The organism is Paraburkholderia sp. CI2 (assembly GCF_014201055.1).
Taxonomy (GTDB): Bacteria; Pseudomonadota; Gammaproteobacteria; order Burkholderiales; family Burkholderiaceae; genus Paraburkholderia; species Paraburkholderia tuberum.
Genome location: NZ_JACHDL010000005.1, coordinates 268,323 through 292,360, shown reverse-complemented (window position 1 = coordinate 292,360; position 24,038 = coordinate 268,323). Strand labels below are relative to the sequence as shown.

Sequence of the window (24,038 nt, the reverse complement as noted above, 5' to 3'; positions counted from 1 at the left end):
AAAATCATAGCAATTGCCCGCCGCCCCGGGACCGAGGGCTTATTCCAAACGATGACGGCCGCGAAGCCGGGCAGCGCGGCCGCGCAAACCACGATTCAGGCGTACCGCGCCGATTACAATACGGTCCATGACTCAAACAGTGCTCCTTGCCCTCGATACATCGACCGAGTTCTGCTCGGCGGCGCTCGTGTCCGCGTCCGTCGATGCCGCCGGTCAGCCCAGCGCCGAACCGCGCGTCTGGGTTCGTCACGAACAAACCGGCGCGGTGTCCAGTACCCGCCTGCTGCCGGCGATCCGCGAGCTGTTCGACGAAGCCGGCCTCACGCTGGCGGATTGCGACGCGATCGCGTTCGGCTCGGGTCCGGGTTCGTTCACCGGACTGCGTACGGCGACCGGCGTCGCCCAAGGCCTCGCGTTCGGCCTGAAGCTGCCGGTCGTACCGATCGGCACGCTGCTCGCGTGCGCGGAGAGCGCCCGCCTGCGCGATCCGTCGACGACGCGCGTGCTCGCCGCGCTCGACGCGCGCATGGACGAAATCTACTGGGCCGACTACGCGTGGGACGACACGCAACACGAATGGCGCACCGTGCAGACGGCGACGCTCGATGCACCCGAGCGGCTCGTGCTGCCCGACGTGCCGTTCACACTCGCCGGCAACGCGGCCGCCGCGTTCGGCGAGCGCTTGCCGGCGGTCGCGGCCGCGCGGAGCGTCGATGGCGAAGCGTTGCCGCATGCGTTGCCGCTCGCGTACGCGGCGCTGCGCGCGTTTCATGCGGGCCGCACGGTGCGCGCCGATCAGGCCGCACCCGAGTACGTGCGCGACAAGGTCGCGCAGACGACCGCAGAGCGCATGGCCGACAAAGCGGCGAAATCAGCCAAAGCGGCTCATAGCGCCGAGCAGTCCGCGCAGCACGCGCCCGATGGCGGCTCCGGCCAACCGTCCCACGACGAGGCGCGCCCATGAGCGGCGTGCTGCTCACGGACCGCTACATGTCGCCGATGACCGAAAGCGACCTGGACGAAGTCGCCGCGATCGAGAAGCTCGCGTATGAGTTTCCGTGGAGCCGCGGCAACTTCGGCGACTCGCTGCGCAATGGCTATTTCGGCGTCTGTCTGCGTCACGTGACGGGGACGTTGATCGGCTACTGCGTGCTGATGCCAGTCGTCGATGAAATGCATTTGCTGAATCTGTGCGTCACGCCGCAAGCACAAGGCGCCGGCGCAGGCCTCGCGCTGCTGCGCGAGGCGGTGCGCATCACGCACGCTGAGAGGCTCGAGGGGCTGCTGCTCGAAGTGCGGCCGTCGAATCGTCGGGCGATCCGGTTGTACGAGCGCTTCGGCTTCGCGTCGATCGGCCGGCGCAAAAATTATTATCCGGCGCGGCATCGCGGCCGGGAGGACGCGATCGTGATGCGTCTGTCGTTAGCCACGGAGGGCGCAGATGGCGCTGCATGAATCGGTGCTCGAAGAATTCGGACTCGCGCCGTTGTGGGTGCGTCGCAGACTCGCGGCGCGAGAGGAGGCCGGGCAAAGCGATGCGCTGCAGTCGCTGCGGGAACACGCAGAAGACTTGCGTCGCGCGGAGCCTGCGACGCAGACCTCGCGCGAACCGCTGCGCGCGTCCGCCGAGGTGCAGCCGCCGCAAGTGCAGCGCGAATCCACGCCGCGCTTCGACGAAACTGCAGCGCAGCGCGAAACATCAGAATCGCAAACTGACTTTTCAGCCCCGCCGACTTTCGACGCCGCTTCCGAGGACGACTTCGCGTGGTTCGACGATTCAGCCGCATCGGCCCCTGCGCCCGCCGAAGCGCGCCGCGACGCGCCCGCGCTGCCGTCTACCCACACACTCGACTGGGACGCGCTCGCCGAGCGCGTCGCCGGATGCGAGGCGTGCCGGCTGTGCGAGAAGCGCACGAACACGGTGTTCGGCGTCGGCGATCGCGAGGCCGACTGGATGCTGATCGGCGAAGCGCCCGGCGAGAACGAGGACCGTCAAGGCGAACCGTTCGTTGGCCAGGCCGGCAAGCTGCTCGACAACATGCTGCACTCGCTCGCGCTCGCGCGCGGCACCAACGTGTATATCGCCAACGTGATCAAGTGCCGGCCGCCTGGCAATCGCAATCCGCAGCCGGACGAAGTCGCGCGTTGTGAACCTTATCTACAGCGTCAGGTGTCGCTCGTGAAGCCGAAGCTGATCGTCGCGCTCGGCCGTTTCGCCGCGCAAAGTCTGCTCAGGACCGACGCGAGCATTTCGTCGTTGCGCGGCCGCGTGCATACGTACGAGGGCGTGCCGGTGATCGTCACCTATCACCCGGCCTATCTGCTGCGTAGCCTGCCCGACAAGGCCAAGGCCTGGGCGGATCTGTGCCTCGCGCGTGCCACGTGGCTCGCGAACGGCGGCGTGCCGTCGAACGAATCAAAGTGACGATGCCCGAGGGACCGGCGGCGCGCATGCCCGCCGCGTTTGTCAGCCGCGCGGCGCTTCTCGATACCTTGCTGGGTTTGCGTGGCGATGCTTCAGTCGATGCGCTGCGCGATCCCGCTGTCCGCGATCTCGCGTGGCTGCTGCTCAGTCCCGATCTGTTGCGCCCTCAGCTTCCCACAGGCGCGCTCGCCGATCCTTTCGGCACGCCGCAGGAATTGCAGGCCACGCTCGACTGGCTGCGCGCGCTCGACGCCGCGCCGGCACTTCTGCGTCAGGATCTCGCGGCAACGCGTATCACGCGCCTTGGCCGCTACGCCGAACGCCTGCTGGGCTTTTTCCTTCGTCATGGACCGGCGACGCAACTGATCGCAGCGGGCGTGCCGCTACGACATGCGGGCCTCACGCTCGGTGAATGCGATTTCCTCGTGCGCACGCGCCAGGGCGCGCGACTGCATTGGGAACTCGCGGTGAAGTGCTATCTGCATGCGGGCGATGCGAATGGGGCAGAGGCGGCGCGTCTCGCCGATTATGTCGGCCCCAATCTGAAAGACCGCCTCGATCTGAAGCTCGCGCATTTGCTCGATCATCAGTTGCCGCTCAGCGCACGCGAGGAATTTGCCTCGACGGGCTATGCGGGCGCGTGGACGCCGCAGATGTTCGTCAAAGGCTGGCTGTTTTACCGGCATGGCGAGATGCCCACCGATCCTGCCGAACTCGATCCCGAGCACGGTCGCGGCTGGTGGGTCACGCATCGCGACTGGCCGGCTTTCGCGTGCGCGCATGCGCACAGGTGGCGGGTGTTGCCGCGGCTCGAATGGCTCGCGCCGCAAGATCGAACGCAAGCCGGTGCGGACGACACGTGGTACGTCGACGCAAACACGCTCGCCGCGCGGATCTCACCGCAACAGGGCCCGACGATGGTCGCCGAATTCATCGAAGACAACGCGGGGCGTGTACTTGAACGCTCGCGCGGCTTTATCGTGCCCGACGACTGGCCCGAGCACGCGCGGCGTTACGCGAAGCAATGACGTCGCTCACCACCACCGATGAAAGTGATGCACCGGCCCCACGCCGTGGCCGACGTCGAGCCGCTCGCTCGCCTGCAACGCACCCGTCAGATAAACCTTCGCATCGGCGACCGCGCTAGCGAGATCGTCGCGCTGCGCAATCAAGGCCGCGATCGCCGACGACAACGTGCAGCCCGTTCCGTGCGTGTTCTTCACCGGCACGCGCGGACCGCCGAGACGCAGCGTGCCGCTTTCCTGCACGAGCCAGTCGGGGCTATCGGTCGCGCTCAGATGGCCGCCCTTCATCAGCACCGCGCGCGCGCCGAGCGCGCGCAACGCTTCGCCTTGCTCGACCATGCCGGCTTCGTCGGCGGCGGGTTGCATGCCCAGCAATGCGGCCGCTTCCGGCAGATTCGGCGTCAGCAGATCGGCGAGCGGCAGCAGTTCGTCGCGTACCACCGCGACCGCATCGGGTAGTAATAGCGCGTGATTGCTCTTCGAGATCATCACCGTGTCGAGCACGATGTGTTTGGGCTGATGACGGCGCAGCGCGTCGGCGACCGCACGCGCGATCGGCGCATTCGCGAGCATGCCGATCTTCACCGCGTCGATGCGGATGTCGTCGAACACCGCGTCGAGCTGCGCGGTGACGAAGCCCGGGTCAGGCGCGTGAATCGCGCTCACGCCGCGCGTGTTCTGCGCGGTCAGCGCGGTGATCACGCTCGCGCCATAGGCGCCGAGCGCGGAGAAGGTCTTCAGATCGGCCTGGATGCCGGCGCCGCCGCCGGAGTCGGAACCGGCGATCGTCAGCACATTGGGAATCGATTGAGTCATGGTCGAGCGAGGAAGAAGGGGGGCGCGCTCGTGTGTGCCGCGGCCGGCCCGGCGCAGCCGATCAGTGCTTGGCTTCGCCGATCAGCGCGACCGAATCGAAGGCGCGCTGGTTCGCCTGATGGCGTCGCATCACGAGCCACATCATCAGGCAGACGAAGGTGCCGAACAGCACGATCACGATGGTGACCGGCACGTCGAGCCACACGAGCACCGCGTACAGGCACAGCATCACGAGCACGGACAGATTCTCGTTGAAGTTCTGCACGGCGATCGAATGGCCCGCCGACAGCAGCACGTGCCCGCGATGCTGCAGCAGCGCATTCATCGGCACGACGAAAAAGCCCGACAGGCCGCCCACGAACATCAGGAAGATATACGCGAAAATCAGATAGCCCGACACGTGCATGCGGCCAAAATACACGCCCCAGTGCGGGGGAAACAGATCGCGCGTGTAGAACGCCATCAGCATCACGGAGATACCCATCATGATGCCGACCGGCAATACCGACAGCGACTTCTTCAACGGCACACGCGAAGCCGCGAAAATCGCGCCGAACGCGACGCCAACCGCGACCACCGCCTGCAGGATCGCCGCCTCGGACAGCGACATGCCCAGCGACACTTCGGCCCACTTCAGCACGATGAATTGCAGCGTCGCGCCCGCACCCCAGAACAGCGTCGTCACGGCGAGCGAAATCTGTCCGAGCTTGTCACGCCACAGCACGAGAAAGCAGTCGGCGAAATCGGTGATCAGGCGGATCGGCCCGTGCTCCTGTCGCGGATAGCGCGCGCCGGTGTCGGGAATGCGCAGATTGAACAGCGCGGCGATCACGTAAATGGCCATGATCACGACCATCGCGGCTTCCGCGGGCGTGTTCACGGTGGGGACGTGCCATTTGAGAATCGGCGCGGCGATATGCGGGCTGATCAGCGCGCCGCCGAGCACCGTGCCGAGAATGATCGAGCCGACCGTGGTGCCTTCGATCCAGCCGTTCGCGGCAACGAGCCGGTCAGGCGGCAACAGTTCGGTGAGAATGCCGTATTTGGCGGGCGAGTAGGCCGCCGCGCCGAAGCCGACGATGCCGTACGCAATCAGCGGATGTGCGCCGACCAGCATCGTTATGCAGCCAACCACCTTGATCGTATTGGTGATGAACATCACGCGTCCTTTCGGACGGGAGTCGGCGAATGCGCCCACGAAGGCGGCAAGAACGACGTACGACAGCACAAAAAACAGCTTGAGCAGCGGCGTCATCCAGTTCGGAGCGTGAAGATCTTTCAGCAGTGCGATAGCAGCGATCAGAAGCGCATTGTCGGCCAGCGACGAAAAAAACTGCGCGGCCATGATGGTGTAAAAACCTTTTTTCATCTGATGCGATGCTGTCCTCGCTGCGGTCTGTCCGCCCCGGCCGTTTGTCATGTGTCCGGGCTTATGCCGATCGAAATGGGTTGTGCGCACGGCTTTATATCATGAAAATAGCTGAATTCGGACTAGCAGAATCCTTGATCGCACCGCCCAGCGGGCCGCCGAGCGCTGAAAACGCCCTGTAAGCCGCTGATTCGCAAGTGTCTTTACGAAAAAATCCCATGCCGCGCCCCCTTTCCGCCACGATTCATACCGCTGCTCTCGCCAATAACCTCGCTGTCGCGCGGCGCTATGCGCCGAAATCGAAAATCTGGGCCGTCGTCAAGGCTAATGCCTACGGGCATGGCCTCGCGCGCGTGTTTCCCGGTTTGCGCGCTACGGACGGCTTTGGGTTGCTGGACCTCGAAGAAGCGGTGAAGTTGCGTGAATTGGGCTGGGCGGGCCCAATTCTTCTGCTGGAAGGCTTTTTTCGGCCGACCGATATCGACGTAATCGACCGCTACAGTTTGACCACGGCGCTGCATTCGGACGAGCAGTTGCGCATGCTCGAAATGGCGCGTCTGTCGAAACCGGTCAATATTCAGTTGAAGATGAACACCGGCATGAACCGGCTCGGCTACACGGTCGAAAAATTCCGTGCCGCGTGGGAACGTGCGCGCGCCTGTCAGGGCGTCGGCCAGATCACGTTGATGACGCATTTTTCCGATGCCGATGCCGAGCGCGGCATCGCGCATCAGATGGAGGCGTTCGAGCGTGGCGCGCAGGGCATCGCCGGTGCGCGCAGTCTGTCGAATTCGGCCGCGACGCTGTGGCATCCGGAAGCGCATTTCGACTGGGTGCGTCCGGGCATCATCCTGTACGGCGCGTCGCCGTCCGGCGTGACGGCCGCGATCGACGGCACGGGCCTGCAGCCCGCGATGACGCTCGCGTCGGAACTGATCGCCGTGCAGACGCTCGGCGAAGGCAGCTCGGTCGGCTATGGGTCGAGGTTCACTGCGCGCGGTCAGATGCGCATCGGCGTGGTCGCGTGCGGTTACGCGGACGGCTATCCGCGCGTCGCGCCGGAAGGCACGCCGGTGATCGTCGATGGCGTGCGCACACGGATCGTTGGACGTGTGTCGATGGACATGCTGACCGTCGACCTGACCCCGGTGCCGACCGCCAACGTCGGCTCGCGCGTGGAATTGTGGGGCACCGCGCTGCCCATCGACGACGTCGCGCAGGCCTGCGGCACGATCGGCTACGAGCTGATGTGCGCGGTCGCGCCGCGTGTGCCGGTTCGGGCGGAGTAACGCGTGGCGAAAGCGAAGACGTTGTACATCTGCGGGGAATGCGGCGGACAGTCGCCGAAGTGGTCCGGTCAATGCCCGTCCTGCCAGACGTGGAACACGCTCGTCGAATCGGTCGCGGAGGCGCCGTCCGGTCACCGTTTCCAGTCGCTCGCGAAGAGCACGCCGGTACGGCGCCTCGCCGACATCGACGCGTCGGACGTGCCGCGCTTTTCCACCGGCGTCAGCGAATTCGACCGCGTGCTCGGCGGCGGCCTCGTGCCGGGCGGCGTGGTGCTGATCGGCGGCGATCCGGGCATCGGTAAATCGACGCTGTTGTTGCAATCGCTCGCGGAAATCGCGGCGGACAAACGCGCGCTCTATATCAGCGGCGAAGAATCTGGCGCGCAGATCGCGTTGCGCGCGCAACGGCTGGCGTTGCTCGAACCCGGCTCGAAGGCAAGCGAGCTGCAATTGCTCGCGGAAATCCAGCTCGAAAAAATTCAGGCGACGATCACGGAGCAACGGCCTGAAGTCGCCGTGATCGATTCGATCCAGACCGTCTATTCGGATGCTTTGACATCGGCGCCGGGCTCGGTCGCGCAGGTGCGCGAGTGCGCGGCGCAACTCACGCGCATCGCCAAGCAGTCGGGCACGACGATCATCATGGTCGGGCACGTGACGAAAGAGGGCGCGCTCGCGGGACCGCGCGTGCTCGAACATATCGTCGATACGGTGCTGTATTTCGAGGGGGATACGCACTCGTCGTACCGTCTCGTGCGCGCGATCAAGAACCGTTTCGGCGCGGTCAACGAACTCGGCGTGTTCGCGATGACCGAGCGTGGTTTGCGCGGCGTCGCGAATCCGTCGGCATTGTTTTTATCGCAGCACGAGCAGTCGGTGCCGGGCTCATGTGTGCTCGTCACGCAGGAAGGCACGCGGCCGTTGCTCGTCGAAGTGCAGGCGCTCGTCGATGCGGCCAACGCGCCAAATCCGCGACGCCTTGCGGTCGGCCTCGAACAGAACCGGCTCGCGATGCTGCTCGCGGTGCTGCATCGGCACGCGGGCATCGCCTGTTTCGATCAGGACGTGTTCCTGAACGCGGTGGGCGGGGTGAAGATCTCCGAGCCCGCCGCCGACCTCGCGGTATTGCTCGCAATCCATTCGTCGATGCGCAACAAGCCGCTGCCGAAGGGGCTCGTCGTATTCGGCGAAGTGGGCCTCGCCGGCGAAATCCGGCCGTCGCCGCGCGGTCAGGAGCGCCTGAAGGAAGCAGCCAAGCTCGGCTTCTCGGTGGCGGTGATTCCGAAGGCCAATGCGCCGAAACAGCCAATCGAAGGCTTACAGGTCGTTGCGGTCGAACGGATCGAACAGGCCATCGACCGCGTCCGCACGCTCGAATAGACGGGGGCCGGGACGGCTCGCCAGTACTTTGTACGCTTGCGGTACCGTAATGCCCGGTAAATATCTTCATATTGGCTGTAACCTGGTCGCCATCCCTTTTTTCTAAGCTGTAAGGATATGCATCCCGTCTGATGCTCGAAAAAGGATCGCGCCTTGAAACAGTCTCGTGAAACCGCTGCCCACCATAACATCCAGGTGCGCGGCTGCCGGGTCTCCGCACCGATTCATCAGCCGTGGGGCGGCGCTTGCCGGATCGTCGAGTGGATCGACACCGCGGGCCAGATCTCGCGGCGGGTGGTGGCCGAAGACGTAACGGCCGCCGAAGTGCGTGCCACGATCAGCCGCCATGTGGAAGGCCGCAAGCACCTGCTGTACGACGACGAAAAGTCGCCGCGCCAAACGCTGCCGAGGCAGACGCCGACGCGGCGTTGACGGCGGCGGGTTTTTCGATTGACCGGGCCTTGATCTTCATTGCGCCCGCGTCGCGGCTGCGCCACGCGCATTAGGCCCCGTCGTCGTGTGAGTCGGCGGCGCTCGCGGCCACCGCCGCATACGCGTGCGGATTGAACAGCGGATGCTGCGCCGCTTCAGCGGGCGTCAGCACCGGCGACACGCAGCAATCGAGCGATTCCAGCGATTCCACCCATTCGCCGAGCGTGCGCGTCGCAATCAGATTGGCGACTTCCTGAATGAGTGCCACGGCATCGGGACCGCCGATCGCCTGACCCAGGCTCCAGTGACGCGTCGCCCATTCCGGCCGATCGAGCGCCATGCACAGCGTTTCCCAGAACTTCAATTCGAGCGCGCCGACCGCGAGCCAGCGTTCATCGCTGGTGCGGTAGAGGTTGTAGCAGGGCACGCCGCCGTTCAACAGACCACTGCCCGCGGCGGGCGCCGCACCTTCGTTGACGAGCGACACCTGCGCGACGAAGTTGTGCGCATAGCTCGTGTGCGTCATCGATACATCGACGAAGCGGCCCGCGCCGCCTCGCGCGACATGCCAGAGCGCCGCGAGAATTTGCGTGACCGCGCTCAATGCGCCGCCGAGCAGATCGGCGATCTGGAAGTTCGGCAGGATCGGCGCACCGTCGCGGTTCGCCAGTTGATCGAGCACGCCTGCATAGCCGATGTAATTCAGATCGTGGCCGGCATGGTCCGCGAACGGACCGCTCGCGCCATATCCGCTGATCGCGCAATAGACGAGCCGCGGATTGGCTGCGCTGAGCGTCGCGTAGCCGAGGCCGAGCCGCTCCATCACGCCGGGCCGGAAGCTCTCGATCAGCACGTCGGCTTCAGCCGCGAGTGCGCGCAGCACCTGGCGTCCTGCTTCGGACTTGAGGTCGAGGCGCGTCTCGCGCTTGCCGCGATTGACCATCCGGTAAAACGCGCCGGGTCGGCCCGCGACACGATCGCTCGACGACTGCATCATCGTGCGAGTCGGGTCGCCCGCGCCGGGCGCCTCGATCTTCAGCACATCGGCGCCGAGCTCGGCGAGGCGCAGCGCGGCCACCGGACCCGGCAACAGACGCGTGAGGTCGAGCACGCGCAGTCCTTGCAACGGCGGCGCATCGGCTGCCGATGCAGCTTCGGATTCTGGGGCCGATAACCCGGACGATGAATTCGCAAATGACAAAGCCAAGCTCCCGTGGATGCCGGCGCGGTGCCGCTAGCCGATCTGTTCGAGTTCCTCGTGCGTCTCGAGCCATTCGGCTTCGAGCGTGTCGAGGCGCGCGTTCACGTCTGCCTGACGGCGGATCGCCTCCGTCAGCTTGCTCTTCTGCTCCGGTTCGTAACTCGCGGGATCGGCGACGAATGTATCGAGCGTCGCTTTCTCCGCGTTGAGTGCGTCCATTTCCTTTTCGATTTTCGCGATGCGGCTTTGCAGCGGCTTCTTCAGATGCGCGAGCTTCTGCCGCGTTTCCGCTTCGAGGCGGCGCTGTTCCTTGCGATTGACGTTGCTGTCGCCACTTGCCGCGCCGTTGGACGCTGCGTCCGACGCACCGGAAGCATTGGCCTTCAGCGCGGCGCGCTGCTCGGCTGCATGCTGCAGCAGCCAGTCGCGGTAGTCGTCGAGATCGCCGTCGAATTCCTGCAGACGATGCTTCGCGACCAGCATGAACTGATCGGTCGTCGCGCGCAGCAGATGCCGGTCGTGCGAGACCAGGATCAGCGTGCCTTCGAATTGCGCGAGCGCCATCGTCAGCGCGTGGCGCGTTTCGAGGTCGAGGTGGTTGGTCGGCTCGTCGAGCAGCAGCAGGTTCGGCTTTTGCCAGATGATCAGCGCGAGCGCGAGGCGTGCCTTCTCGCCGCCCGAGAACGGCGCGATCTTCGCGGTCGCCATGTCGCCGGAAAAGTTGAAGCTGCCGAGGAAGTCGCGCAGCTCCTGCTCGCGCGTATCGGGCGCGAGACGCGCGAGGTGCTGCAACGGGGTGTCGTCCGGACGCAGCGTTTCGAGCTGATGCTGCGCGAAGTAGCCGATGCGCAGACCCTTGCCTTCGCGTACGTGGCCGCTCAACGGTTCGAGCGTGCCCGCGAGCGTCTTGATCAGCGTCGACTTGCCCTGGCCGTTCGCGCCGAGCAGGCCGATGCGCTGACCATTCTGGATCGACAGCATCACGCGCTCGACGATCGGAATCCCGCTGCCGTCTTCGGCATGGTAGCCGCAGCGCACGTCTTCCATCACCATCATCGGATTCGGCGCGGAGTCGGGAGTGCGGAACTCGAACGTGAACGGCGACCCGACGTGCGCGGGCGCGATCAGCTCCATCTTCTCGAGCGCCTTCACCCGGCTTTGCGCCTGACGCGCCTTGGTGGCCTGCGCCTTGAACCGGTTGATGTAGCTCTGCAGATGCGCGACCGTGCGCTGCTGCTTTTCGTACGCGCTCTGTTGCAGCGCGATCTGCTGCGCGCGCAGCACTTCGAATTGCGAGTAGTTGCCGCCGTAGCGTTTGATCTGCTGGTTCTCGAGATGCAGCGTGACGTTGCAGGCGGAATCGAGAAACTCGCGGTCGTGCGAGATCACGATCAGCGTGCCCGCATAGCGATTCAGCCAATCTTCCAGCCAGACGATCGCGTCGAGGTCGAGGTGGTTGGTCGGTTCGTCGAGCAGCAGCAGATCGGAGCGGCACATCAGCGCCTGCGCCAGATTCAGGCGCATGCGCCAGCCGCCCGAGAAGCTGCTGACCGGCTCGCGGGTCTGCTCGAGCGTGAAGCCGAGGCCGAGCAGCAACGCTTCGGCGCGAGCCGGCGCGGTGTAGCCGTCGGCGTCGGCGAACGCGGCGTGCGCTTCGGCTTCTGCCGCGCCGTCGTGCGCCGCGGAGGCCGAAGCGATGCGCGCTTCGATGTGGCGCAGCGCGGCGTCGCCGTCTAGCGTGTAGGCGAGGGCGGTTTTGTCGACGGCGGGCGTTTCCTGTGCGACGTGCGCGATGCGCCAGGTCGGCGGGATCGAGAAATCGCCGCCGTCCGCATGCAGCTCGCCGAGCAGCACGGCGAACAGCGTCGACTTGCCCGCGCCGTTCGCTCCGACGAGGCCGGCTTTTTCACCGGGGTTCAAGGTGAATGTGGTGTTGTCGAAAAGCGGCTTGGTGCCGCGCGCGAGGCTGAACTGATTGAAGCGGATCACGACGTGGCCGGCTGAAGAAAACCGCTATTTTAGACTGCCCGGCGCGTTGCCGGGCGCGCGGCGCCGATTGCCCGTCTGTCACTTCGCGCGCAGCGCTCATCGGCCATCCGGCCGACTGTATCGGCAGCGCTTTTGGCATAGACTGACGGCTTTCACGGGAGGGCACATGACATCGATCTTTTCGTTTTCGGCACGCACGCTCGGCGGCGAGGAAGCGAGTCTCGCGCAGTACGAAGGCAAAGTTATGCTGATCGTCAATACCGCGAGCGAATGCGGGTTCACGCCGCAATACGCGGGCTTGCAGAAACTGTATGACGCGTACGCGGCGCGCGGGCTCGCGGTGCTCGGTTTTCCGTGCAACCAGTTCGGCAAGCAGGAGCCGGGCGACGCCGCGCAGATCGGCAGCTTCTGCGAGAAGAACTACGGCGTGACGTTTCCGATGTTCGACAAGATCGACGTGAACGGTCCGAACGCGCACCCGCTGTTCCGCTATCTGACGATCGAGGCGCCGGGACTGCTCGGTCTCGAGGCGATCAAGTGGAATTTCACGAAGTTTCTGATCGGCCGCGACGGCAACGTCGTCAAGCGCTATGCGCCGCTGACCAAGCCCGAGGCGATCACCGGGGATATCGAAGCGCTGCTGTAAGCGGGCACGCCTACAGGATCGGCGAAAAGAGCCGCGCGACGTGCATCAGCATGCGTCGCAGCGCGCTCGACTTGTGGTACTCGTCGCGGTCGATTTCGCGCGACTCGGCAAAGTCGTCGAGCAGCATCGTCTCGACTTCGAGCGCGAAGCCGCGGTCGACGGTCAGCACCATGATCTCGAAGTTCAGGCGAAACGAGCGGTTGTCGAGATTGGCGCTGCCGATCGCGGCCGCGCTGCTGTCGATCAGCACGACCTTCTGATGCAGGAAGCCCGGCTGATAGCGGAAGATGCGAATGCCCGCGCGCAGCGAGTCGTACGCATAGAGCTTCGACGCCGCGAACACCACGAGGTGATCGCGCCGGCTCGGAATCAGGATGCGCACGTCGACGCCGCGCAGCGCAGCGAGGCGCAACGCAGCGAATACGGCTTCGTCGGGGACGAGGTAGGGCGTCGTGATCCAGATGCGTTCACGTGCCGCGTTGATTGCTTCGACGAAAAACAGCGAGCAGGTCTCCTGCTTGTCGGCCGGGCCGCTCGGCAGCACGAGGCAGTGCATGTTGTTCGCGGCGCGCTCGTTGGCGCCGTGGTCGCCGGGCTGGTCGAAGGATGGGGTCACGGAATCCGCGGCCGGCGCGTCGAACTTGGGCAACTGCTGCGTGGCCCAGTACCAGTCCTCGATGAAGACGAACTGGATGCTTGCGACCGCCGGACCACGCACTTCGATGTGCGTATCGCGCCACGGCGACAGCGGCGGCTTCGCGCCCAGATATTCGACCCCGACGTTATGACCGCCGACAAACGCGCGCTCGCCGTCGACCGCCACGATCTTGCGGTGATTGCGGAAATTCAGTTGCAGACGGTTGACGAAGAGGCGGTTCGTGGCGAACGGCTGCATCTCGATGCCGGCGGCGCGCAGCGCCGCGACGTAGCGGTGCGGCAGATCGAAGCTGCCGATACTGTCATACAGGAAGTACACCCGCACGCCCTGTTTGGCTTTGGCGATCAGCGCGTCCTTCAGCATGTCGCCGAGCGCGTCGTCGCGCACGATGAAGAATTGCACGATCACATAGCGGCGCGCGTTCTCGATCGCCTCGAAGATCGCCTCGAAAGTCGCCGTGCCGTTGACCAGCGTGCGCACGCTATTGCCGGGCAGGAACGGCATGCCGCCGAGGCGCGTCAGCGACTGCACGAGCCGCGAGCCGAGCTGCTGCGTCGGCACCCCGGCCGACGACGCCTGCGTGTCCCACACCAGCGGATGCGCGCGCGTGCGCAGCAGCTCGTTCTCGACGCGGCGCGCGTCCGCGTAGCCGGCGAACTTGCTGCGGCCAAGGAACAGGTAGGGTACGAGCGTCAGATAAGGCATCGCGACCAGCGACACGGCCCACGCGATCGCCCCTTGCGAGGTGCGGGTATGGAGAATCGCGTGAGCGGCCGCGATGATGCCGAGAATGTGGGCAACAGCAACCAGCGTGCCGACGTGAAGCAGGTCGAATGACATAAGCTCGCGAACAGTTGGCGAAGCGCCGTGGTTCAGGAAACGGAGGCGGGCACGGGCTCGCTCCGTGGTCTGCGGCGAACGCGTCGGGCAACGGGCTCAGGCTGCGGTTGCGGGCAAGGCCACGCGCTGTCGCGGCGATTGCTCGTGACCCTGCCTGAGAAACGCGCTTGAAACGACGCTCAAACGGTCAGCATGCCGGACTCAGACCGGCAAGTCGCTGGCCTGGATCAGAAACACGTTGTCGTCGCCGGCGCTGGTCGACAGCCACACGAGGTCGAGACCGCCGAACGCGGCCTCGACGTGCTCGCGTTCGTTGCCGATCTCGATGACGAGCACGCCGTCTTCGGTCAGCCAGTTGCGCGCGTCGGCAATGATCCGTCGCACGATGTCCATGCCGTCCGCGCCACCGGCGAGCGCCATCTCCGGCTCGTGCCTGTATTCGGCCGGCAGCTCCTGCATCGACGTGGCGTTCACGTACGGCGGATTGCTGATGATCACATCGTAGCGGCGCTCGGCGAGCGGCGCATACAGATCGCCTTCGAACAGCGCGATGCGCTCGTCGAGGTGGTAGTCCAGCACATTGCGCGTCGCGACTTCGAGCGCGGGCGCGGACAGATCGACCGCGTCGACGTCGGCGTTCGGGAACGCGTGCGCGGCGAGGACCGCGAGGCACCCGGAGCCGGTGCACAGTTCGAGCACCGCGCCGACCTGCTCGGGGTCCTCGACGTACGGCTGCAGGCCGTCCTGCAGCAGCTCGCCGATGAACGAGCGCGGCACGATCACGCGCTCGTCGACGTAAAAGCGATAGCCGTGCATCCACGCTTCCTGCGTGATGTACGCGGCCGGCACGCGTTCGGCGGCGCGTCGCTCGATCACTTTCAGCACCGCCTCGATTTCGGCCGTGGTCAGGCGCGCGTCGAGAAACGGTTCGAGCAGGTCGAGCGGCAAATGCAGCGTGTGCAGGATCAGATAGGCGGCTTCGTCGTAGGCATTGGCCGAGCCGTGGCCGAACGACAGTTTGGCCTCGCTGAAGCGCGACACTGCATAACGCAGCAGGTCGCGGACGGTGCAAAAAGGAAGCGTCATCGCAAAGTTCCAGGTTACGCGATCAGTTGTTCGAGCACGCGGCGATACACGTTCTTCAGCGGCTCGATATGGGCGACTTCGATATGTTCGTCGATCTTGTGGATGCTCGCGTTCAGCGGGCCGAACTCGATCACCTGCTTGCAGATGCGCGCGATGAAGCGGCCGTCCGACGTGCCGCCGGTGGTCGACAGTTCGGTGTCCACGCCGGTTTCGTCCTTGATCGCCTGCGCGAGCGCGCTCGACAGCTCGCCGCTCGGGGTGAGAAATGGCAGACCGCTCACCGTCCATTGCAGTTCGTATTCGAGGCCGTGTTTGTCGAGAATCGCATGCACGCGCTTTTGCAGTCCTTCGACGGTGCTCGCGGTCGAGAAGCGGAAGTTGAACATCACGTCCGCGTGGCCGGGGATCACGTTGGTCGCGCCGGCGCCGCTGTGGAGGTTCGACACCTGCCAGGTGGTCGGCGGGAAATATTCGTTGCCTTCGTCCCAGCGCTCGGCGACGAGTTCGGCGAGCGCTGGCGCCAGCAGGTGCACCGGATTCTTCGCCAGATGCGGGTAGGCGATATGGCCCTGCACGCCCTTGACGATCAGCTTGCCCGACATCGAGCCGCGCCGGCCGTTCTTGACCATGTCGCCGAAACGCTCGCTCGAGGTCGGCTCGCCGACGATGCAGTAGTCCATGCGCTCACCGCGCTGCTGCAATGCTTCGACGACCTTGACGGTGCCGTCGGTGGCGGGGCCTTCCTCGTCGCTCGTGATCAGGAACGCGATCGAGCCGCGGTGCCCGGGGTGTGCCGCCACGAACTCCTCGCTCGCGACGACGAAGCCGGCGATCGACGCCTTCATGTCCGCCGCGCCGCGGCCGTACAGCTTGCCGTCGCGCTGGGTCGGCTCGAACGGCGCCGACTGCCATTGTTCGAGCGGGCCGGTCGGTACCACGTCGGTGTGGCCGGCGAACGCGAGCAGCTTGCCTTGCGTGCCGTCGACGCCGCGTTTGACGGCCCACAGGTTGGTCACGCCGTTGGATTCGATCGTCTCGTGCTCGAAGCCGAGCGCGGCGAGGCGCTCGATCAGGAGACGCTGGCAATGCTGATCGTCGGGCGTGACGGACGCGCGCGCAATCAGTTGTTCGGTAAGGGCGAGGGTGCCGGACATGGATTCAGTACAAGCCACTTTGAAATGAAAAAATGCCGGCTCGCGGTGAGGCACCGCAGCCGGCAACAGCCTTTGAACGACGCGGCGCGAGGCCGCGCGTTCGACTACCTCGTGCTGGAGCCTGGCGCTGAGCGCCGCGCTCAGACAAACAGCGCCGCGTACTCGTCCGCCGAAAAGCCGAGCGACTTCACCCGCCCGTTCACGACCAGCACCGGCCGCTTGATCACCGACGGCTTGTGGATCATCAGCGCGATCGCGCCCGGCTGCGTTTCCGCGGCCGCCTTCATGTCGTCGGACAGCGCGCGCCACGTCGTGCCGCGGCGGTTCAGCAGCGCGTCGAGCTTGACGTCCTTGAGCCAGTCCTGCACGAGCGGCTCGGTCACGCCGGCCTTCTTGAAGTCGTGGAACTCGAACTCGACGCCGTGCTCTTCGAGCCACACACGGGCCTTCTTCACGGTGTCGCAGTTCGGAATGCCGTAGACGACGGTTTTGGTGCCGCGCGCCATCAATCGCCTCGCAGCAACTCGTTCAGGCCGACCTTCGCACGCGTCTTCGCGTCGACCTTCTTGACGATGACCGCGCAGTACAGGCTGTGCGTGCCGTCCTTCGACGGCAGGTTGCCCGCCACCACGACCGATCCCGCCGGAATGCGGCCGTACGTGACTGCGCCGGTTTCGCGGTCGTAAATCCTGGTGCTCTGGCCGAGGTACACGCCCATCGAGATCACCGAGTTTTCCTCGACGATCACGCCTTCGACGACTTCCGAGCGCGCGCCGATGAAGCAGTTGTCTTCGATGATGACCGGGTTCGCCTGCAGCGGCTCCAGCACGCCGCCGATGCCGACGCCGCCCGACAGGTGCACGTTCTTGCCGATCTGCGCGCACGAGCCGACGGTGGCCCACGTGTCGACCATCGTGCCTTCGTCGACGTACGCGCCGATGTTGGTGTACGACGGCATCAGCACGACGTTCTTCGCGATGAACGAGCCGCGGCGCGCGATCGCGGGCGGCACCACGCGGAAGCCGCCGGCGGCGAAGTCTTCAGCGGTGTAGTTCGCGAACTTCGACGGCACCTTGTCGTAGAACTGGCTGTAGCCGCCGGCCGGCATCGGCGCGTTGTCTTCCAGACGGAACGACAGCAGCACGGCTTTCTTCAGCCACTGGTTGACGACCCAGTCGCCGTCCTTCTTTTCGGCGACGCGCAGCGCGCCCTTATCGAGTTGCTCGATCGCATGGGCGACGGCTTCGCGCACTTCTGCCGGCGCGGCCTTCGGCGACAGTTCGGCGCGGTTGTCCCAGGCGGTATCGATGATGCTCTGAAGTTGTTGCGACATAGGCGTGATTATCTGAAGGGTTGAAGTCTGAAGAAGGGGATGCCGTGTAGCTCAAGCGGGGCTCAGGCTGCACTCAGTTGACACTGGACGAGCGGCAGAATTCGACGATCCGCTGCGCGCCCGCCGTGCATTCGTCGACGTCGGCGACGAGCGCGAGGCGCACGAAATTGCGGCCGGGGTTCACGCCGTGCGCGGTGCGCGCGAGGAACGAGCCCGGCAGAACCGTCACATTATAGTCGGCGTAGAGGCGCTGGGCGAACTCGGTGTCCGTGAGGCCGGTGCGCTCGACGTTGGCCCACAGGTAGAACGCGGCGTCGGGCAGCCGCACGTCGAGCACGTCGGCGAGCATCGGCGTGACGGTCGTGAACTTGCGCAGGTACCTGGCGCGGTTCTCGCGCACGTGCGTCTCGTCGCTCCATGCGACCACGCTCGCGCTTTGGAACACGGTCGACAGCGCCGTGCCGTGGTACGTGCGGTACAGCAGGAATGCCTTGAGAATCGCGGCGTCGCCGGCGACGAAGCCCGAGCGCATGCCCGGCACGTTCGAGCGCTTCGACAGACTCGACAGCATCACGAGGCGCTCGAAGCCGCGTCCGAGCTTGTGCGCGGCTTCCAGTCCGCCGAGCGGCGGCGTCGACTCGTCGAAATAGATTTCCGAGTAGCACTCGTCCGAAGCGATCACGAAGCCGTAGCGGTCCGATAGCGCGAACAGCTCGCGCCAGTCGTCGAGCGTGAGCACGGCGCCGGTCGGGTTGCCCGGCGAGCAGACGTACAGCAGTTGCGTGCGGGCCCACACGTCGGCGGGCACCGCCGAGTAGTCGCACGCGAAGTTGCGCGCCGGGTCGCTGTTGACGAAGTACGGCTGCGCGCCGCCGAGCAGCGCCGCGCCTTCGTAGATTTGGTAGAACGGGTTCGGACAGAGTACGATCGCAGGCTCGCCGTCAGCATCGCGGCGCGGATTGAGCACCGTCTGCGCGAGCGCGAACAGCGCCTCGCGCGAGCCCGCCACCGGCAGCACCTCGGTCAGCGGATCGAGCGGCGGCAGGTCGTAGCGTTGCGTGACCCATTTCGCGATCGACTCGCGCAGCGGCGCCGAGCCGAGGGTGGCCGGATACGCGGCGAGGCCGCCGAGCGAGTCGATGACGGCGTCGCGGATCAGCGGCGGGGTTGGATGTTTCGGCTCGCCGATGCCGAAGCTGATGTGCGCAAGGCCGGCCGGCGGCGTGACGTCCTTGAAAAGCAGGCGCAGCTTTTCGAACGGATAGGGCTGAAGGGAGTCGAGTAGCGGATTCACGGACGAAATGGCCTGATCGGGATGGACGCGGACGAATGGCGGGACAACCGGGCACGCGCGCCGGCGGGCGGCGGCGAACGGACGATTATAGCGTGGCGCGCCCGCGGACCAGGCGGGAGCCAGGCGCGCGGCGCGGGAGCAATCCGCGAGGCGGCACACCGGGGCGCCGCGGCGGGAACGGCGCGAAATCCGCCACGGTTCGTGTAAAAGAATACGCAGGAGCAGCAATGTACGCAGCAGTTCAGGAGACGGCCGGCTGGACCCTCATACGACCCGCCCACGATGCCCGTCGGAGTCCCGCCCCATGACCAACTGGCTTCGCAACGGCTGGCCGACGCTCGCGATCATGCTGGGCGCGTCGGTCTGGGGGATGGTCTGGTATCCGCTGCGGATGCTGGCCGCGCTCGGGGTGACCGGCACCGCCGCGAGCGCGCTCACGAGCGGCACCGGCTGCCTGTTCGTGCTGCTCGTGCGGAATGGCGCGCTGAAGACCGTGCGGTGGCACTGGCTGCTGCCGGCGCTCGCGCTCGCCGCGGGCGTCACGAATCTCGGCTTCGTGTGGGGCGCTATCCACGGTCAGGTGATGCGCGTGCTGCTGCTGTTCTATCTGACGCCCGCGTGGACCGCGCTGTTCGCGCATTTCATCCTGCACGAGCGGCTCACGTGGTCGGGCGCGGCGCTGGCCGCGCTGTCGCTCGCGGGCGCGATGACGATGCTATGGTCGCCGCGTCTCGGCATTCCGGTACCCGGCAATCCCGCCGAATGGGCCGGGCTCGCCGGCGGCATGGGCTTCGCGATGAGCAACGTGCTGATCCTGAAGACGAGCCGCGTGCTGCCGGACATGAAGCCCGAAATGCGCACCGCGGTGATCTTCGGCGGCGCGGCGCTGTTCGGCGCGCTCGCGTCGCTGTTCGAGCCGATGTCCGCGCCGCCCGTCGGCGCGCATCTGGGCACGGCGGCGCTGCTGGTGCTCGGTCTCGGTCTGCTGCTCGCGTCGAACAACATGCTCGTGCAATACGGGCTCTCGCGCGTGCCGGCCAATCGCGCGTCGATCATCATGCTGTTCGAACTCGTCGTGACGGCGCTGTCGGCGTGGCTGTTCGCCGGCGAAGTACCGGGCCCGCGCGAATGGGCCGGCGGCGCGTGCATCGTGCTCGCGTCGGCCTTGTCGAGCTGGGTGCATCGGACGAAATTGGCGCCGCCCGATCCCGCCATCGGGGGCACGGACGGGCCCGGCGGCGACGATGGACGCGGTGGTCAATGCGGTAGCAAACGCGGCGGCCAACGCGGTGACGAACCCGGCCCTGACGGCGACAGTGACGACCGCCGAAAGGGCGGTAAGAATCGTCCGCGCGCGATGGTATGATTCCCCCTCATTAGCCGGCGCATGCGTACCTGTGTGTGCCTCAGAGATGCATGAGCGCATGCAGCCGGCAACCAAATTGCGAAGGCTCGCGAGGTTGCGTGGGGCCGTCCCGCTGCGGCGGTGAACGACTGGCGCAACCTCGCGAGCCACCTATCACTCTCTCTTTTCAAACAGCGAAATCGCCGTGCGGCTCACCTCGATCAAACTCGCTGGTTTCAAATCCTTCGTCGATCCCACGCATTTCCAGGTCCCAGGCCAGTTGGTTGGCGTGGTCGGTCCGAACGGATGCGGCAAATCCAACATCATCGACGCCGTGCGCTGGGTGCTCGGCGAATCGCGCGCCTCTGAATTGCGCGGCGAGTCGATGCAGGACGTGATCTTCAACGGCTCGACCGCCCGCAAGCCCGGCAGCCGCGCGAGCGTCGAACTCGTGTTCGACAACGCGGACGGCCGCGCCGCCGGCCAGTGGGGCCAGTATGCGGAGATCGCCGTGAAGCGCGTGCTGACGCGCGACGGCACGTCGAGCTACTACATCAACAATCTGCCGGCGCGGCGCCGCGACATCCAGGACATCTTTCTCGGCACCGGCCTCGGGCCGCGTGCGTACGCGATCATCGGGCAGGGCATGATCGCGCGGCTGATCGAGGCGAAGCCCGAAGAGCTGCGCGTGTTCCTCGAAGAAGCCGCCGGCGTGTCGAAGTACAAGGAGCGCCGCCGCGAGACCGAGAACCGTCTGCACGACACGCGCGAGAACCTCACGCGCGTCGAGGACATCGTCCGCGAGCTTGGCGCGAATCTCGAGAAGCTCGAGGGGCAGGCGGTCGTCGCGACCCGTTATCGCGAGCTGCAAAGCGACGGCGAGGAAAAGCAGCGTCTGCTGTGGTTGCTGCGCAAGAACGAGGCGGCCGGCGAACAGCAGCGCCAGCAACGCGCGATCGAGCAGGCGCAGATCGACCTCGAGGCGCAAACCGCGAAGCTGCGCGAAGTCGAGGCGGAACTCGAAACGCTGCGCGTCGCGCACTATTCGGCGAGCGACGCGATGCAGGGCGCGCAGGGCGCGCTGTACGAGGCGAACGCGGAAGTGAGCCGGCTGGAAGCCGAGATCCGCTTCATCGTCGAATCGCGCAACCGCGCGCAGGCGCAGATCGCCGCGCTGACCGCGCAGCGCGAGCAGTGGCAATCGCAGGCCGGCAAGGCGCAGGACGATATTGCCGACGCTGAAGAGCAACTGGCCGTCGCTGAAGAAAAAGCCGTGCTCGCCGAAGAGGACGCCGCCGCGAAGCACGATGCGCTACCCGCCCTCGAAGCGCGCTGGCGCGACGCTCAGGCGGAGCTGAACACCGAGCGCGGCGGCATCGCGCAGACCGAGCAGGCGCTGAAGCTCGAAGCCGCGCATCAGCGCAATGCCGATCAGCAGTTGCAGCAGCTGCAGCAGCGCCATGAGCGGCTGAAATCGGAACAGGGTGGCCTCGACGCGCCCGACGAGGTGCAGCTCGAGGCATTGCGCGTGCAGCTCGCCGAGCACGAGGAAATCCTTCACGACGCGCAGGACCGCCTCGCCGACGCGCAGGAAACACTGCCGCGGCTCGACGTTGAACGCCGCGCCGCGCAGGAGCGCGTGCAGGCCGAAAGCGCGCAGATCCATCAGCTCGACGCGCGCCTCGCCGCGCTCAGGCAGTTGCAGGAAAACGTGCAGACAGAAGGCAAGATCCAGCCGTGGCTCGACAAGCACGAGCTGGGCAGCCTGCCGCGTCTGTGGAAGAAGCTGCATGTCGAGGCCGGTTGGGAAACCGCACTCGAAGCGGTGCTGCGCGAGCGCCTCGCCGCGCTCGAAGTGTCGAATCTCGACTGGGTCAAGGCGTTCGCAACCGACGCGCCACCGGCCAAGCTCGCGTTCTACGCGCCGCCCGCGGCTGGTCAGCCTGCCCCGGCGGCGGGCGCGCTGCGCTCGCTGCTGTCGCTCGTGCGCATCGAGGACGCGGGTATTCGCGCGGTGCTGACCGACTGGCTGGGCCTCGCGTTCGTCGCCGACGATCTGCAGCAGGCGCTTTCGATGCGCGCGCAGCTGCCCGAGGGCGGCGCGTTCGTCGTCAAGGCGGGGCACGTGGTCACGCGCGTCGGCGTACAGCTGTATGCGGCCGATTCCGAACAGGCCGGCATGCTCGCGCGTCAGCAGGAAATCGAAAACCTCGGCCGCCAGGTGCGCGCGCAGGCATTGCTCGCCGACGAGGCGAAGGCCGCCGCGATCCGCGCCGAAGCCGCGCACACGCAAGCCGCGCAGGCGCTCGCCGAGCTGCGCCAGCAGGCCGAACGCGCGACGCAGCGGGTGCACGCGTTGCAGATGGACGTGCTGAGGCTCACCCAGGCACACGAACGCTACACGCAGCGCAGCACGCAGATTCGCGAGGAACTCGAAGAGATCGCCGCGCAGATCGACGAGCAGCGGGCGCTGCGCGCCGAGTCGGAAGCGAACTTCGAGCGTCACGACGGCGAGCTCGCCGAACTGCAGGCGCGCTTCGAAGACCACCAGCTCGCGTTCGAAGCACTCGACGAAGAACTGACGACCGCCCGCGGCGAAGCACGCGAGCTCGACCGCGCCGCTACCGACGCGCGCTTCGCCGCGCGCAACATGGCGAACCGCATCGACGAATTGAAGCGCAGCATCCAGGTCGCGCACGAGCAGAGCGAGCGCGTCGCGGGCGCGCTCGAAGACGCGCGCGCCGAACTGGAAACGATCAACGAGCAGACCGCGCACACCGGGCTGCAGGACGCGCTCGACATCCGCGCCGTGAAAGAAGAGGCGCTGCGCGCCGCGCGCGTCGAGCTCGACGACCTGACCGCGAAGCTGCGCTCGGCCGACGAAACGCGCCTCACCGCCGAGCGCGCCCTGCAGCCGCTGCGCGACCGCATCAATGAATTGCAGTTGAAGGAGCAGGCCGCGCGCATCAGCGGCGAGCAGTTCGTCGAGCAGCTGGCCGCGGCCGGTGTCGATGAAGCCGAACTGCAAGCCAAGCTGACGGCGGACATGAAGCCGTCGTACCTGCAGGGCGAAGTCACGCGCATCAACAACGCGATCACCGCGCTCGGGCCGGTCAACATGGCCGCGCTCGACGAGCTGAAGGCCGCGACCGAGCGTAAGAGCTTCCTCGATTCGCAGTCGGCCGACCTGACGAGCGCGATCGAAACGCTCGAAGATGCGATCCGCAAGATCGACGCCGAAACGCGCACGCTGCTGCAAAGCACGTTCGACGAAGTGAACCGCCATTTCGGCGAGCTGTTCCCGCGTCTCTTTGGCGGCGGCCAGGCGAAGCTGATCATGACCGGCGACGAAATCCTCGACGCCGGCGTGCAGGTGATGGCGCAACCGCCGGGCAAGAAGAATTCGACGATTCACCTGCTGTCGGGCGGCGAGAAAGCACTGACCGCGACCGCGCTCGTGTTCGCGATGTTCCAGCTGAATCCCGCGCCGTTCTGTCTGCTCGACGAAGTGGACGCGCCGCTCGACGACGCCAACACCGAGCGTTTCGCGAATCTGGTACGGGCGATGTCCGACAAAACCCAGTTCCTGTTCATTTCGCACAACAAGATCGCGATGGAGATGGCGCAGCAGCTGATCGGCGTGACGATGCAGGAGCAGGGCGTCTCGCGGATCGTCGCGGTCGACATGGAAACGGCGGCGGGTTTCGCCCAGAATATCGTTTGAGTTAACGCCTTCGCGGGCATCGGCATCCAGCG

Annotated in this window: 20 protein-coding genes; 10 read left to right on the top strand and 10 right to left on the bottom strand. The window is 66.1% G+C overall.

Features of this window, described 5'->3' with window-relative positions; genetic code table 11:
- Positions 1–127 precede the first annotated feature (127 nt).
- From tsaB to HDG32_RS10340, 4 genes are read left to right on the top strand one after another with little or no spacing between them, the layout of a single operon-like run.
- Entirely contained in the window at positions 128–964 is an 837-nt protein-coding gene (tsaB, locus tag HDG32_RS10355; protein ID WP_184066238.1) for a tRNA (adenosine(37)-N6)-threonylcarbamoyltransferase complex dimerization subunit type 1 TsaB, read from the top strand.
- Positions 961–1,455, top strand: a complete 495-nt coding sequence (gene rimI, locus HDG32_RS10350; protein WP_184049061.1) for a ribosomal protein S18-alanine N-acetyltransferase — start codon at positions 961–963, stop codon at positions 1,453–1,455. Before tsaB ends, rimI begins: the two co-directional genes overlap by 4 nt.
- The gene (locus tag HDG32_RS10345) at positions 1,442–2,425 is read left to right on the top strand and encodes a uracil-DNA glycosylase family protein (RefSeq protein WP_184066233.1); all 984 of its coding nucleotides are present in this window, start codon (positions 1,442–1,444) and stop codon (positions 2,423–2,425) included. Before rimI ends, HDG32_RS10345 begins: the two co-directional genes overlap by 14 nt.
- The gene (locus HDG32_RS10340; protein WP_409340015.1) at positions 2,422–3,453 is read left to right on the top strand and encodes a DUF1853 family protein; all 1,032 of its coding nucleotides are present in this window, start codon (positions 2,422–2,424) and stop codon (positions 3,451–3,453) included. The genes HDG32_RS10345 and HDG32_RS10340 overlap by 4 nt, the downstream gene beginning before the upstream one ends.
- Positions 3,454–3,459: 6 nt before the next feature.
- Here HDG32_RS10340 and thiD read toward each other — a convergent pair whose 3' ends face one another.
- Both thiD and lplT read right to left on the bottom strand, forming a co-directional pair.
- Positions 3,460–4,266 (bottom strand): bifunctional hydroxymethylpyrimidine kinase/phosphomethylpyrimidine kinase, encoded by an 807-nt coding sequence (thiD, locus tag HDG32_RS10335; RefSeq protein ID WP_184066230.1) that lies wholly within the window; start codon positions 4,264–4,266, stop codon positions 3,460–3,462.
- 61 nt (positions 4,267–4,327) lie between these two features.
- Positions 4,328–5,635: a lysophospholipid transporter LplT gene (gene lplT / locus HDG32_RS10330; RefSeq protein ID WP_184066227.1), complete on the bottom strand. Its 1,308-nt coding sequence runs from the start codon at positions 5,633–5,635 to the stop codon at positions 4,328–4,330.
- A gap of 218 nt (positions 5,636–5,853) precedes the next feature.
- On the opposite strand from lplT, the gene alr reads away from it, so the two are divergent.
- The 3 genes from alr to HDG32_RS10315 all read left to right on the top strand — a co-directional run bounded on the left by alr (position 5,854) and on the right by HDG32_RS10315 (position 8,736).
- Positions 5,854–6,924: an alanine racemase gene (gene alr / locus HDG32_RS10325; RefSeq protein WP_184066224.1), complete on the top strand. Its 1,071-nt coding sequence runs from the start codon at positions 5,854–5,856 to the stop codon at positions 6,922–6,924.
- A 3-nt stretch (positions 6,925–6,927) separates the two neighbouring features.
- Positions 6,928–8,304 (top strand): DNA repair protein RadA, encoded by a 1,377-nt coding sequence (radA, locus tag HDG32_RS10320; RefSeq protein ID WP_184056927.1) that lies wholly within the window; start codon positions 6,928–6,930, stop codon positions 8,302–8,304.
- A 153-nt stretch (positions 8,305–8,457) separates the two neighbouring features.
- The gene (locus tag HDG32_RS10315) at positions 8,458–8,736 is read left to right on the top strand and encodes a DUF2866 domain-containing protein (protein WP_090800615.1); all 279 of its coding nucleotides are present in this window, start codon (positions 8,458–8,460) and stop codon (positions 8,734–8,736) included.
- A 70-nt stretch (positions 8,737–8,806) separates the two neighbouring features.
- Here HDG32_RS10315 and HDG32_RS10310 read toward each other — a convergent pair whose 3' ends face one another.
- Both HDG32_RS10310 and HDG32_RS10305 read right to left on the bottom strand, forming a co-directional pair.
- On the bottom strand, positions 8,807–9,862 hold the full coding sequence (locus tag HDG32_RS10310; protein WP_018417629.1) for a CaiB/BaiF CoA-transferase family protein: 1,056 nt from the start codon (positions 9,860–9,862) through the stop codon (positions 8,807–8,809).
- A gap of 108 nt (positions 9,863–9,970) precedes the next feature.
- The gene (locus HDG32_RS10305) at positions 9,971–11,926 is read right to left on the bottom strand and encodes an ATP-binding cassette domain-containing protein (RefSeq protein ID WP_184066221.1); all 1,956 of its coding nucleotides are present in this window, start codon (positions 11,924–11,926) and stop codon (positions 9,971–9,973) included.
- 166 nt (positions 11,927–12,092) lie between these two features.
- Between HDG32_RS10305 and HDG32_RS10300 the strand changes: the two genes are divergently transcribed.
- Positions 12,093–12,572 carry a glutathione peroxidase gene (locus HDG32_RS10300; RefSeq protein ID WP_090800611.1) on the top strand — a complete coding sequence of 160 codons (480 nt, stop codon included), beginning with the start codon at positions 12,093–12,095 and terminating at the stop codon, positions 12,570–12,572.
- Positions 12,573–12,582: 10 nt separating this feature from the next.
- Here HDG32_RS10300 and cls read toward each other — a convergent pair whose 3' ends face one another.
- From cls to dapC, 6 genes are all read right to left on the bottom strand, one after another.
- On the bottom strand, positions 12,583–14,070 hold the full coding sequence (gene cls, locus HDG32_RS10295) for a cardiolipin synthase (protein ID WP_184066218.1): 1,488 nt from the start codon (positions 14,068–14,070) through the stop codon (positions 12,583–12,585).
- Positions 14,071–14,271: 201 nt separating this feature from the next.
- Positions 14,272–15,156: a 50S ribosomal protein L3 N(5)-glutamine methyltransferase gene (prmB, locus tag HDG32_RS10290; RefSeq protein ID WP_184066215.1), complete on the bottom strand. Its 885-nt coding sequence runs from the start codon at positions 15,154–15,156 to the stop codon at positions 14,272–14,274.
- Between the two features lie 14 nt (positions 15,157–15,170).
- Entirely contained in the window at positions 15,171–16,310 is a 1,140-nt protein-coding gene (gene dapE, locus HDG32_RS10285) for a succinyl-diaminopimelate desuccinylase (protein WP_184066212.1), read from the bottom strand.
- A gap of 140 nt (positions 16,311–16,450) precedes the next feature.
- Positions 16,451–16,816, bottom strand: a complete 366-nt coding sequence (locus tag HDG32_RS10280; RefSeq protein WP_018417635.1) for an ArsC family reductase — start codon at positions 16,814–16,816, stop codon at positions 16,451–16,453.
- Positions 16,816–17,643 carry a 2,3,4,5-tetrahydropyridine-2,6-dicarboxylate N-succinyltransferase gene (dapD, locus tag HDG32_RS10275; protein ID WP_184066209.1) on the bottom strand — a complete coding sequence of 276 codons (828 nt, stop codon included), beginning with the start codon at positions 17,641–17,643 and terminating at the stop codon, positions 16,816–16,818. The genes HDG32_RS10280 and dapD overlap by 1 nt, the downstream gene beginning before the upstream one ends.
- A 73-nt stretch (positions 17,644–17,716) precedes the next feature.
- Complete coding sequence (dapC, locus tag HDG32_RS10270) at positions 17,717–18,937, bottom strand: succinyldiaminopimelate transaminase (protein ID WP_184066206.1); 1,221 nt, start codon at positions 18,935–18,937, stop codon at positions 17,717–17,719.
- A 304-nt stretch (positions 18,938–19,241) separates the two neighbouring features.
- Between dapC and HDG32_RS10265 the strand changes: the two genes are divergently transcribed.
- Positions 19,242–20,303 carry a DMT family transporter gene (locus HDG32_RS10265; protein ID WP_184066203.1) on the top strand — a complete coding sequence of 354 codons (1,062 nt, stop codon included), beginning with the start codon at positions 19,242–19,244 and terminating at the stop codon, positions 20,301–20,303.
- A gap of 184 nt (positions 20,304–20,487) precedes the next feature.
- Positions 20,488–24,006, top strand: coding sequence for a chromosome segregation protein SMC (gene smc / locus HDG32_RS10260; protein WP_184066200.1), 3,519 nt, complete (start codon positions 20,488–20,490; stop codon positions 24,004–24,006).
- Positions 24,007–24,038 lie beyond the last annotated feature (32 nt).